Source organism: Parahaliea mediterranea (assembly GCF_003402235.1).
Taxonomy (GTDB): Bacteria; Pseudomonadota; Gammaproteobacteria; order Pseudomonadales; family Halieaceae; genus Parahaliea; species Parahaliea mediterranea.
Genome location: NZ_QEWO01000010.1, coordinates 41,061 through 53,217, shown reverse-complemented (window position 1 = coordinate 53,217; position 12,157 = coordinate 41,061). Strand labels below are relative to the sequence as shown.

Sequence of the window (12,157 nt, the reverse complement as noted above, 5' to 3'; positions counted from 1 at the left end):
CGCCGTGCGCCTTGTTCCGGGCACGTCACCCGGCACTTGTCTTGCCCGCACTGTCGACCGGTTTTTTATTGGTACCGACACCGATGCTTAGTGTTTATGTCCAGCACCTTCGCCGTAGCGATGAGTGATCCCGCGCAGCGGGAAACGGACATAAGCGTTTTATGGTTGCCTGACTTTGCAGACAAACGGCGGGTTGCCCTGTGGGGAATCCCTGCCGTTCAGCGGTCGAGGGCAACGCCCTTAACTGCGGTTTGATGCTGACTTGCGGCGCAGCACACCGTGTTGCCGTTAACGACGGCCTGGCCTCCTTCACCATTTCCTGTTGCCAAAAAATGTTGAAGCGCGCCCCCGAAGGGGTGCGCTTCAACCCCTCGGGTTTGCGTCGGTTTCCCTGAAGACCAGGCCGACGTGGAACGTGCCATACAGGCTGTTCCAGTGCTGGTTTTCCAGCAGATGCGGGCGTGGCCCGCGCGCTTACATGCAGCCGAAGGCTGCGCTAAAGCCCGGTTATTTAGCCGTGGGATGGCCGGGTCTCGCAATAGTCAATTTCCTTACAATAATTGTCGTGTCACTACGGATGCGGCCGTGTGGCGGCCGCGCGAGCCCAGGGTTCACCGGGCTTGCCAACGCCAGCAGGCTGGCGTCACTACACCACTTACGGCTGCGCCGCGTTCGGTAGTGACGCCAGCGGCCTCGGCAAACCCTCATGGTTTTCAGGCATTAAGCCATGGTTAACTTGAGGGTGTTTCAGGGAGTGCCGGGGGGGTTGTCCGGCCCTTAGACGACCTCGTAGCCGATCACCCGACCGGTCTCGGTGAGGATGTTCGCCATGACCGCATCGCGCAGCTCCCGGTGGAAAACGGGACGCTTCGGGATGGCCCGGGCCCCGCGCTCGAACAGGGCGACGGCGGGTGCGTTGCCGTACATTGAGGCGCAGTAAAGCAGGCCATCGATGTCAGGGTAGGCCTCATAGAGCTGCTGCGCCCAGCGCCGGGCCCGCGGTCTGGGTCCTGAGTGGATGGCCATGGAGGCGCCGATCGCAGTGGCAAAGGGGCCTGTCAGGTCGAGCAGGGTAAGGTCGGCGGCGAGGTTGAACCCGCTGAGCACCGGGTCACGGGCATGGCGGTCGATCAGGCGCGTGGCCTGGAAGACTTCGGCCAAGCAGGTGGGGATGGCTTCCGGGCCGGTGGCCAGGTACATGATGCCCCGGTCCTGGACCTGCGCCCTCCCCTGCCCGTCCGGCAACTGGTGATCAAAGCGGCTGGTGGTCGGGCCGTAGAAGCGAAAGGTGTCCCAGGATGTCGAAAACTCACCGCCCACAAAGCACAGCCGGGCCATGGTGGTACCTTCCGGCAAGTGATGCAGCACAGGCGGGATGGCCCGCAGGGCTTCCACACCCGGCGGTTCGGGGAACTTGGCCATCAGACCTCGCGGGCCAGGACGATGACAACCTCCGGCGGATGGCCGGTCAGGAGCCACTCGTGGGGGCTCAGGGCGCGATTTAAGGTCTCGGACTCAAGATCGGGGTGCACATCCATGAAAAAGCGCTGTACGGCCACTGGGTGGGCCTCAGGACGCATGGCCCGCAGGACGGCCTCCAGTCCCGGTAGCGTCCCGCTGGGACCGAACTGGAAGCGCGGGCACACCCTCCCGCCAGTCGTGCGTACCGCGTACAGCTCGCTCGCCTCGAGCTTCTGGCGGATTCGGCTGGCGCTGACACCCAGCAAATCAGCGACTTCCTTCTGGCTGAAGGCCGTCGTCACCATCTGGGCGAACTCACCGGCGATGACCGCCACGTTGTCGGCGGCGCTGTCGTCGGACCAGGAGCCGACGCCGCGGGCACCGGAGTCGCGCAGGAAGGTCTCCTCGGCCTCGGACAGGGCATTGGTCACCGGCGGCGCCTCGTAGATCGGGTGCGCGCGCAGGAACGCCGCGGCGGCGGATGCCAGGCGGTCGATATTGGTGATACCGGCCTTGGCCAGTGTGGTGCGATCGGCTTCGGTCAACATGACTTTCTACCTCTAACAGAGATAACAATAGTTAATTATAGGCCAGCCTATGACCGCTGTCACGCCGCGGAATCAGGTGGGGATTGTAGTGATTGACCGAAGCCATGCCGGGTCAGGTGACGGATATAAAACTGGTCTGCCGGGGGCTCGCCGTCCCAGAACAGGCTCGGGTCTTCGACCACGAAGCCCTGTTGGTAGGCTTTCTGATTCCGGCGACCACCGCGCAAGAGATTCTGGCCTTTGCGGGTTCGGGTGCAGATGTTAAGGCGGCCAAACTGGTTGACCAGGGTCTTCGGGGGAACGTCCGGGTCGAGGCGCTCGTAACACCACTCGAAGACTTCGGGTACCTGCAGGAAAGTTCGCCCTTCCCTGTCGACCTGCACCCAGGATTGTTTGCGGTTGTAGGGAAGCGAGCCATCGCGCAGTCCTTCACGGATAGTCTCCACCAGCACCCAGCCTTTGGTTAAGGGATTCGCCCATTGACTACGGTGGGGCGTAAGGAAGCGCTCACACCTTTTGTTGGTGCTGGGCTGGGGTGCGGAGACGCTTGGGGGTATTGGCGGTGTGCCTGACGGGGCTGGCGCTGCCGGCTGCCAGTGGATGCCCGCGACCTGGCGTAGCCCACCATCCGCCGCCTCACCGGTGATGCAGGCCCGGATGTCCTGCCACACCGCAGGCTCGCGTTTGAGCCTGGCTAGACCTTCTGCAGGTATGGCGGTGGTGAGGGTGTCCTCCAGCGCCTCCAGCCCCCGTTTATGGTGGTGCAGCCACCACTGGGTGGTGATCACCACGATCACTGCGTAGTTGTAGATGGTTTCGAATCGCCGGTAATCGGCGCCGGGGCGATCGAGGGGAAAGCGGGTATTGGCTGCGCGGCCCAGGGCCGCCGTGATCGTAGCCAGTAGCGCCTGAAAGTCCGCGTCAGAGGCGACCTTGCGAACCTGCTCAAGTATCGGCACCACCTGGCGTTCAAATTGGTCCGCGCGCAAGGTCCCGTCGGCCCTGAACAGCGGTGCGTAGATGGGCGGGATTGCGGTAGCCGGTGTGGGGGTTGGCGCGGCCTTGTTGGGTCGACTGAACCAGCTTTTCAGCATGATTGTGCTCCCGGTGCCCTCCCCTTTGCTATCCAGTCGGCAAAGGTATTGTCCCAGTCAGCGGACACCTTGCCCTGATGGGTGCGGGTGAAGTGCTCGATGACCTCGGGAATGCGAGCGGGGCTCAGGCCCTGCTCCGAAACCAGTTGCTGCAGGGTTTTCGTGGCAGGTAGCCATTCGCCGGGCAGTAGGGACGGCAGGCGCGTACTGCGGTGACAGCAGAAGGCAAAGAAGGCCTTGCCGGGGTCGCGCAGCGCCCTGCCCTGCTCCCTGGCCGTGAGCACGAAGAGTCCGCGATAGTGGGCAATCGCGTCGGGCTGATAGCCCGCCGCCAAAAGCGCGCTGGTGATGTTGTCCGGCGGTTGCCAATGCAGGGGTAGCTCGAGGAGGTCGGCTGCCCGCTGGGCCACTACCTCATTGCCGGCAGCGTCGCGCGCGAAGCGCATGAAGGCCAGATCGGTCTGCTCCGCCGCGTCGTCCCGGAAGGCCTCGACCGAAGCCTGTATCTGGGCCGCTGACAGTCCCAGTTGCTTGAGCGTCAGGAGCGCATTACGCGACGGCTGCCAGGCGCGCTCCATGGGATCAGGCGCTCAAGGCCGCGGCCTGGCGTCGCAGCGCCTTGTTGTGATCGCTGTTGTCACCAACAAAATGGTCCCGGGTATCTCGCCAAATGGTGATCAGCGGGTAGAGCTTGGTGGTTCGGGCGCGTCGGCGTCGCATCCGCCGGTGCTCCTGGATCTTGGCTTCATCCCATTCGACCTTGTAGTAGTAACCGTACAACCAGCCGACATTGGTCCCCTCCTCCTGCCAGCCTGGTGTGGACTCTTCGTGATGGGGCTGTCCCTGCTCGTCCACGTCGTTGCACTGGCGTCGGATGAGGTTCAGGAAGTCCCGCTCAAAATTATCCAGCCGAGCGGAGGGAATCACCCGTTCACCAAACTCATCGAGGGTATAGGTAAAGGGCCGGTTGGCCGGCTTGGGCCGGACACCGATCACTGCCTTGGCCCAGTTATTGAGGCGGTGGGCCAGGCCAGAGCGCTCAGTCATCAGGCCGTCGTGGGAGATGAACGAACGGCCCCCAGAGACGAGGTTGGCAAGGATGGCGGTGTGGAATTTGACCATGTAGTAACGATCCGACTTCACCCGGCGTCGGCCCTGCTCGTCGTGCTGGTAATCCTTTTTGGCGTAAAACTCGGTAATGTAACGGTAGTGCGCCGTCTCGGCGCCGAAGGTGAAGGCCTCCCGAAAATACAGTGATTGGCTGGCGTCCACCTTGAACTCGGTGTCACGTAACCGGGCCAGCATATCGCGGACGATACGGCGGTTCTGGTCGTTGGGTCGCAGGCCCATACGCCGGCAGAGCTCGTAGAGATCAAAGAAAAAGTACTCGTCCTTGATCCCGAGGTCAGTGACAGAGAGTTGGTCGAGGGAGCCAAAGCGCGATTCCAGCTGGTCCAGGAGGATGCCATTCAGGGCGCGCATGGCGCGCTCGTCCGAGAGGTAGGCGACGTCACTGCCCTCGCGGGTCTGGGTCGAAGTCCGGATTTCGATCCAGTCGTCCTCATAGAACTGGTACTTGCACTGGATATCTTTACGCTTGTCCCGCCCCGAGAGTTTCATCCCGGCGTCAAGGATGCAGAACAGACTTTCGATGCGGGGGGGGACTTCCTCTGACAGAGACAGAAAACTGCCCTCCATTTCCAGCTGCCCTATTTCCAGGGTCAGTTGTTCCCGAGAGGGTCGGTGTGAGGGGATCAGGGTCTGGCGGTTGGCGTTACCGAAGTGCGCCAACACTGGTTGTAGGCTGGTCAATTCCACAATGCGGCAGGCCTTGCCGGCCAGATAGCAGTCCGTCTCTTTGAGGACACCGATTTCTGCCAGCTCTTTGAACCGTTTGCCAATAAGCCCGGCACTTGCGGCATGGTTTGCGTTGTTTAATCGCTGTACAAAGTCCTGTCGACTGATGCGTAGCTGATCCGCGTCCTGGCAGGCATCAACGAGAACAATTAAAAAATCCCGCAGTTTGGCGGTGAAGCTGGTGTCTTTGATCAGCAGAGGGAGTTGTGCTGATGCTTCCGGGGAAATACTGTAATAAAGGGGTTTTGCAGCCATATCTGAATTCTTTTGAGGAAGAAAACCATCCTGTTAAGCTAATCCTATTGATATGGCTGAGGGCTGTCAATGGTCAGTTTACTTACAACCCCTTTCTGCGACCTGTTTTGACATTTTTCTGCTCTCGAGTCGTCAAAAATATCAATGTGAATAGAACTGAATAAAATTGAATAGGGGTGAATCTCAGGAATAGAACAGAATATAGGGGGGAATAATCCTTTATATTCAGTGGCTTGAAAGTCTCTTTGGTTTGTTCACTGTCCTTCTGAGATGGTTCACTGTGGTTTTATGTTCGCTCACTGTCCTTCTTGAATGGTTCACTGTCCTTTGCCAGTGTTCACTGTTGATCTCCATCGTTCACTGTCCTTAAGGCATCGTTCACTGTGCTTCGGCGATTGTTCGCTGTCCTTAGTGCATGGTTCACTGTCCTTTTGGCCCAGAGCGGTGGCAGACTTATCCACAGGCCCTCTCTGCTGCCCTGTTTTGCGCCCTGGTGACGTCCTGCCATTGGGCCTGAGCGCTTTTCCGGCGACCAGCGGCTCGGACAATCGTTGTGTTGAGGGTTCCAAAGAAAGCCGTGTGTTCATTTTTCTTACATTCGACCCCTGTTTGATATTTTTCCCCAATTTTTTCCCTTAGAATGTCAATTAATATTTTTTGATACGGGGAAAACATCAACATGCCTATCAGCCAGGAAAATTTCAATAAGCTGGGCCGCTACCTCGACAATGGCCATAACCTGATCAAGGACATCAAGGCGATTGCCGAAGACCAGATGCCGCCGCGGCGTTACAGGGGCGAAGAGCTGGTCGAGCTGGTTGGCGCCAAGGTCAACACCATTTATATGGCGGAAAAGGAAGGCCGGCTCCCCTCCCCTGACCTGGATCCGAAAACCCATCGCCGATTGGGTGCCACCCTGGACCAGGTGCTGGTGATGCAGGAGTACTTTGGTACCCGCCCCTGGCGCCAGCCCAACGAAGACGCCGTGGTGATGTCCTTCACCAACTTCAAGGGCGGCTGCTGGAAAACTACTACGTCCTGGTATGCGGGTTCCTATTACGCCAACCTGGGCTACCGGGTATTGTTTGTGGACCTGGATCCCCAGGCCTCACTGACCTACAACTGCGGGATTCTGCCGGACTTCGATACGTCCCACGAAAAATCCCTGGGGCCCTATATCCTGGAAGAGGAAGGTTATCCGGCCAGCTGGGCCAAGGATGTCATCCGCGACACGCACCTGCCCAACCTCAAAATCATCCCTTCTACCCTGCAGCTGGCCGGTGTCGAATATGCTCTTTCCAACGCCATCATGGAGGCGCGTTCGGAGAGTGACCGCCTCAGCAAAATGATGCACTGGTTCCACCGGGTCAAAGACATCGTCAATGAGGTCAAAACCGATTTCGACATCGTGATCATGGACGGGACGCCGTCACTGGGTCTGCTGCCGCTCAATATCATCTTTGCCTCGGATGCGGTGGTGGTGCCGGTGCCGACCGAGATCACTGATTTTGCGTCCACCCTGTCTTTCGGCGATTTGTACAAGGACCAGTCCGAGACGCTGTACGAGACCTTTGGTGATGAAGTGGTGCTGCCGGATATGCTGTTTTTACCCACCCGGTTCTCAGCGTCTGAGAAGACGGCGACATTGGGCAGCGAGTTTGTACTGGATCAGATCCGCAGGACCTTTAGCACGGACTGCATGCACTCCGTGATCAAGAAGCATGAGGCAGTGGTGAGCAATCTGTCCTTGATGCGACGCACCGTCTTTGACGTCAACGCTGGCGATGCCAATGTGAATCGCGAGGCGCGCAAACGGGCGATGGCCAACTTCAAAACAGTGTTTGATGAAATCCTGGAACGGGCAGTGTATCCGCGCTGGCCGAGCAAGAAAGCGGTGCTGGAAGAGAAGGGGATCTACTGATGGCTGAGAAGAAAAAGTTTGGTATCCATGCGCTGTCTGCCCGCTTGGGCGATACGGCGGCTGAAAAGGCACCGTCCACCGCGGAGGCCGCCACGGAAAAGCGCGTGGCATCGCCCATCAATTCACCGGCGATTACCGCACGCGGGAAACGTCAGCAGCGGATGTATCTGGAGTTGCCGGTCTCCAAAAACACGGTGGAGTGCGATCTGATTGAGGTCAATCCTCGGCACTGTGTCGCGTCTCCGCTGAATAAGCGGGTGCAGTCCCTTTTGTCGCCGGAGGATGTGGCGGTGCAACAGCTACTGGCGGCGATTCGGGATGAAGGTCAGCGTGACCCGGTGCTGGTGCGTGAGCTGCAAAAGCCCCAGGGCGATAAGCGCTATGAGGTGATTTACGGCACTCGCAGGCGCTACGTCGCGCAATTGCTGGCCGAGGCAGGGGAGGGCAGTGGACTGCTCAAGGCCTGGTACAGCGACCAGATCACCGATGCTGACGCCAAGCGCCTAGCGGACAGTGAGAATGATGACCGGCAGGACATTTCTTCCTGGGAGCGAGCGGTCTACTTTGCCCAGCTGCGCGCTGGCAAGCCTGACATGACGCTGGAAGTCCTCGCCGGGATCGAAGGGGTCGACAGGACCCTGGCGGGTAAATACCTCAAGTTGGCGGAGTTGCCAGAAGAGATCGTCAAGCAGGTGGCCTCACCCACCAGGATCAGTCTGCGCGCCGGTCTGGATATCCAGAAAGCCCTGTCCGCGCTAGGGCCTTCAGCACGCAAGCAGCTGCTGAAGGAGTTTGCAGGGCAAACGCGATTTGAGGATGGCGCCGCTTTGCTAAAAGCATTGCGAACCGCCGCGACAAAACCCAAGCCGGCGGTGGCAGCGAAGCGCCGGGAATTGGTTGATGGTCATGGGCGCAAGCGGGCGGTGATCGGCGCCCATCGCACCAACAAAGGTCAGTACAAGGTCGACCTGTTTGAACTCTCGGACGAGCAGATAACCGAGGTTGAGGAGGCCATTCGCAGCGCTCTGAAGCTGTGAGTGTGCACGGTTCCCATTTTTATCTAACTTATTGATATATAAGTATAAAGTACTTTTCAAAAGTGCATTTTTGCAGCGTCCCCAGTGGCCGCTGAATCGCTTAGGTTCCAGTAGATCGCCGCGCGGGTTCGCTCACCCTGGCGCGGTGGTTCGCGATTATCCTCTGCCTCTGCTCCCGCGGTGAGGGGTTATTCCAGTTCGGGATCCTGGTTGGCGCCGAGTTCCAGGAGGAGGGCATTGGCTTCCCGGGTGTTGTCTACCGAGAGGCTGAGTTGGCCGCGCAGCAGAGTGTCGGTCTGGATCCGGTGATCCAGTTTATCCAGTAAGCCCTTGAGTTCCGAGAGACTGTGGAAGGCGAGTTCCACAGTGCCTTTGTGCTGTTTGGTATCCAGGACGATGGTCGTGGGGGTGCCGTAGTGTTCCGCCAGTTCGCGCTCCATCAGGCCCACATCGCCCAGGCGTTGGGCGGCCTTGCCGCGGGGCTGGGCCACCAGTTGCGGGGGCTCGTAGCCGGGGTGGACCAGGCGGTAGAGGGCCCGGGAGGACATCATGCCTTTGGCAGCCTGGGTGGCGAGGCGTTCCTGCCGGCTGGGGGAGGGTTCGCCGAGCAGAAACTTGGCAAATTGCGGTTTGATCTGGCCGCTTTGCAGCAGGGCCCGGGTGCCAGGTGCGAGGCCCTTGAGCAAGCGCAGCCGGTTGGAGAGGGTGGGGCGGGCAATACACAGGGCATTGGCCAGGGTCTGGATTTTCCAGGGCTTGTCGGGGCGGCCGAAGTGTTCCATGGCCGTGAGAGCTGCAGCGGCGTAGAGCAGAGGGCTCGTGACCAGGCCCGAGGCAGCGTGGTCCCTGGCCGCGTATTCAATGGCGTAGAAGGCGGCCTCGGCGGCATTGCAGTCGATCAGTCCGATGGGGACGGAGGGGGCCCGGGGGTAGGCGTCCCGGTGCAGGAAGGCCTGCAGGCGTTCCCAGCCCAGCAGGATCTCAATGAATTTTCCCTCCGGTGTGGTGATCTGGCGACCGATGACGGTGCCGGGGGGGCCGCCGAGCTCCAGGGCATGGTCAATCAGGGCATGTTGCTGGGCTTCCGGGACGTCGGCCTGGATGGCATAGGGGGCCCGCTGGATCTGGTCCCGAGGCACATTCTGCATAGCCGGGGCCAGCAGCCTGGTTAGCCGTGATCGTCGGTCGTCGTTGGCACTGCGGGTGGGTTGAGGCATTTGATATCCAATTGCGTTCCTCGAGGAACGCTATGTAGTATAGCGGGTGTTTTAGCCAGGGGAAACGCCCCGGGTGGATAGGGCAGAGGGTGAGTATTTGTCGCGACTTCCGCCGAAAGAGTGGTGTTCTTTCGGTGTTCTCCCTATTGGGGTTATGCCTTAGAGGTGAACGTTGCGCCCTGGGCGGGTGACGAGCGGTCGCTGTCCTGCCTGCCATTGTGTCCAGTGGCGAGGAGGGCTGTTGGTGCAGCTCAATGTGTTGGGTAGGCACGAAAAGGACGTGCATGAGCCACCATCCCGATGATGTTTTCCGTGCCCCGGGGGCTGGGCGTCAGTGGGCCTGGGCTCTATCTGCGGGGTTCTTCCTGAGCGACGTGTTGTTGTTACTGGGCATGTGGTGACAACCAAGCTCTGACGGGGGGGGGAGGGCGCCCGGGCGGGCTGGCTCCGGATTCCGCGGCCGCTGCATCCCGTAGGGACAGGCCCTGCGCATCCCTGGCGAGAGGAGGGCGATAGCGTGGATTTGGCTTGCATTGCACGCGGCGCCTGCGTGTTTTTTTATCCCTCTGGGTGAATGTCTAGCCTGGCATCCGTTGTGGCTTGCGCCAGGCATCCCCCACCTTTCACGCGTTCGCGTCCTGTTGGTTCTCCGTGTGGGTTAGGTGTGCTGTCACTGTTCTTGTACTGATTACTCGCTGCTCCTTTGCCGCTCTCTCGCTGCAAGGCGGGTGGTTCCCCCTGCCTGGCCCCGCCAAAGCCGGCTGCGGGGCTCGTACCTCGCCGGGTGGGGGCGTCTCGCCCCCAGAGGGATGGGGGTTGGGGCGACCCAAAACCAAATCCATGTGCGAGGAAAATTTTATGTCTATTCAGATGATCGGTCTGGACCGGCTGTTAGCCAGTCGGAGAAATGTGCGGGTGGCGATGGCCAGTCGTGTGACCCATGAATCCCTGATGGCGAGCATTGCCGCCGAGGGTGTACTACAGAACCTTGTGGTGGTACCGGAAGGCGAGGGGTTTGCGGTGATCGCGGGCGGACGCCGATTAAAAGCCCTGCAGGGGCTGGCCCAGGCTGGACGGATTGCCGGGAATTATCCGGTGCCCTGTGCGGTGCGCGGGGTAAAGGATTCAGTGACCGCAATTTCGCTGGCGGAAAATTTTCAGCGCGACGGCATGCATCCAGCGGACCAGATGCAAGCTTTTGCAGAGCTGGCGCGACAGGGGCTGACGGAGGCCGAGATCGCGGTGCGCTTCGGTTTGAGCGAGGCCCGTGTCCGCAAGCTGCTCAGGCTGGGCCGGGTGGCTAAGGCCATTATGGCCGATTACCGCAAGGGCCAGTTCACTTTGGAGGAAGTGCAGGCCTTCGCGCTGGTGGACGATACCAAGCGGCAGCTGGCCTGTTACCGGGAGCTCGGGGAGCACTGTTCGGCCCATGCGATCCGGCGCTGGTTGGTCGGTAAGGCCATCGAGGCGGGGCAGGGGATTGGTGCGTTTGTCGGGGTTGCCGCCTATGAAAAGGCCGGTGGGGCGGTGGAGTGCGACCTGTTCGAGGACAAGGTCTATCTCTCGGATACCGAACTGGTGGAGAGGCTGGCGCTGGAGAAATTGGGGCGCAAGGCCCGCACGATTGAGAAAGCCAGGGAATGGTCCTGGGTGGCGCACGGCCTCGACCGGGAGGAATTGACCAACGGCCTGGTACGCCTTCCCTCGGAGTTGATTGATGTCCCGCCGGACAAAGCCGCCGAATGTGATCGTCTGGCGCAGCGAGTGGCCGACCTTGAGGCCCTGGATGCGGATGCGCCCTTGCCGGAAGAGTTCGAGAACGAGGAAGCGCTGTTCGATGCGATCAATGCGGCCAACGAGGCCCTGTGGCAGCTTGAAGACGAGATCGAGAAGGCCTGCAGCGGTTACACCGCCGCGCAGCGACTGTACGCGGGTGTGGTGGTGACCCTCAACTGGCGGGGCGAGCTGGACGTCATCGAGGGGCTGGCGCGGCAGCAGGACATGCCCAAGGCAGCGAACGAAAGCGGCCCCGATGCTGCTGGGCCGGAAGTAGGGGAGGGCGGTGAGGTGGATGCATCTCAAGAGAAGCCGCTGTCACAGGCGCTGGTGAGCGATCTTGCGGCTCATCGGCGTCAGATCACCAAACTGGCCCTCCTGAAGAACCCCAAACTGGCGAGTGATCTACTGCATTTTGGCCTGTGTGTGCAGGTGCTCACAGCCCGGGCCTGGGAAGGCCGGGTTTACTGCAATGCCAGTTACTGCGAGGTGTCCTGTGACTCCGAGCGGGGAGACACCGAGGAAAGTCCCGCAGCCGAAGGCCTGCACGCTGCGCGGGAGGCGCTCGATACCACCTGGCTGGCAGAAGAAGAACCGGCGCGCTTGGCGGCGTTCTGTGTGCTCCCGAAACGGGACAAGGACAAGCTGGTGACCTACTGCACGGCGATGCTGCTGGAGGTTGGTCCGCGTGGAGCATCGCCCGAGCGGGATGCGGTGGTGGACCAGCTGGCGCCGGATTTTCGGGGGTACTGGCAGCCGAGTGAAGAACACTACTTCAAGCGAATGACCATCGACCAGTTACTCGCCACCTTCGGCCCGGTGCTGGGTGAGTTCTGGGTCGAGAGCCAGCAGGGCAAACGCAAGGGCGAAGTGATCGAGTCGCTGAAACAGGCCTTTGGAGAAGACTATCCCGCGGATGATCCCCGGGCGACCTGGATACCACCGGTATTCTAGGCGCTGAGCAGCTCGCACCTTGGCCGCCTTCGGGCGG

The 12,157-nt window shown here is 60.6% G+C and carries 9 protein-coding genes; 3 read left to right on the top strand and 6 right to left on the bottom strand.

The genetic code is table 11. The annotated features are described in order from the left end of the window. Window positions 1-777 precede the first annotated feature (777 nt). Genes DDZ17_RS21195 through DDZ17_RS21175 form a run of 5 tightly spaced genes read right to left on the bottom strand, consistent with a single transcriptional unit; the run spans window position 778 to window position 5,215 of the window. Window positions 778-1,422: an RES domain-containing protein gene (locus tag DDZ17_RS21195; RefSeq protein WP_116369048.1), complete on the bottom strand. Its 645-nt coding sequence runs from the start codon at window positions 1,420-1,422 to the stop codon at window positions 778-780. After that, window positions 1,422-2,009: a MerR family transcriptional regulator gene (locus DDZ17_RS21190; protein ID WP_116369047.1), complete on the bottom strand. Its 588-nt coding sequence runs from the start codon at window positions 2,007-2,009 to the stop codon at window positions 1,422-1,424. The genes DDZ17_RS21195 and DDZ17_RS21190 overlap by 1 nt, the downstream gene beginning before the upstream one ends. A gap of 59 nt (window positions 2,010-2,068) precedes the next feature. Continuing rightward, complete coding sequence (locus DDZ17_RS21185; RefSeq protein WP_116369046.1) at window positions 2,069-3,103, bottom strand: hypothetical protein; 1,035 nt, start codon at window positions 3,101-3,103, stop codon at window positions 2,069-2,071. Next, the gene (locus tag DDZ17_RS21180; RefSeq protein ID WP_116369045.1) at window positions 3,097-3,681 is read right to left on the bottom strand and encodes a hypothetical protein; all 585 of its coding nucleotides are present in this window, start codon (window positions 3,679-3,681) and stop codon (window positions 3,097-3,099) included. The genes DDZ17_RS21185 and DDZ17_RS21180 overlap by 7 nt, the downstream gene beginning before the upstream one ends. A 4-nt stretch (window positions 3,682-3,685) precedes the next feature. Beyond that, window positions 3,686-5,215 carry a hypothetical protein gene (locus DDZ17_RS21175; protein ID WP_116369044.1) on the bottom strand — a complete coding sequence of 510 codons (1,530 nt, stop codon included), beginning with the start codon at window positions 5,213-5,215 and terminating at the stop codon, window positions 3,686-3,688. A gap of 679 nt (window positions 5,216-5,894) precedes the next feature. On the opposite strand from DDZ17_RS21175, the gene DDZ17_RS21170 reads away from it, so the two are divergent. Together DDZ17_RS21170 and DDZ17_RS21165 are read left to right on the top strand one after the other, a co-directional pair. Further along, entirely contained in the window at window positions 5,895-7,136 is a 1,242-nt protein-coding gene (locus tag DDZ17_RS21170; protein ID WP_116369043.1) for an AAA family ATPase, read from the top strand. Further along, window positions 7,136-8,173 (top strand): ParB/RepB/Spo0J family partition protein, encoded by a 1,038-nt coding sequence (locus tag DDZ17_RS21165; RefSeq protein WP_116369042.1) that lies wholly within the window; start codon window positions 7,136-7,138, stop codon window positions 8,171-8,173. The genes DDZ17_RS21170 and DDZ17_RS21165 overlap by 1 nt, the downstream gene beginning before the upstream one ends. Before the next feature lie 188 nt (window positions 8,174-8,361). On the opposite strand, the gene DDZ17_RS21160 is transcribed toward DDZ17_RS21165, so the two are convergent. Further along, entirely contained in the window at window positions 8,362-9,390 is a 1,029-nt protein-coding gene (locus tag DDZ17_RS21160; protein ID WP_157976781.1) for a hypothetical protein, read from the bottom strand. An 858-nt stretch (window positions 9,391-10,248) separates the two neighbouring features. Here DDZ17_RS21160 and DDZ17_RS21155 point away from each other — a divergent pair. Then, window positions 10,249-12,120, top strand: a complete 1,872-nt coding sequence (locus tag DDZ17_RS21155; protein ID WP_157976780.1) for a ParB/RepB/Spo0J family partition protein — start codon at window positions 10,249-10,251, stop codon at window positions 12,118-12,120. The last annotated feature ends 37 nt before the right edge of the window (window positions 12,121-12,157 follow it).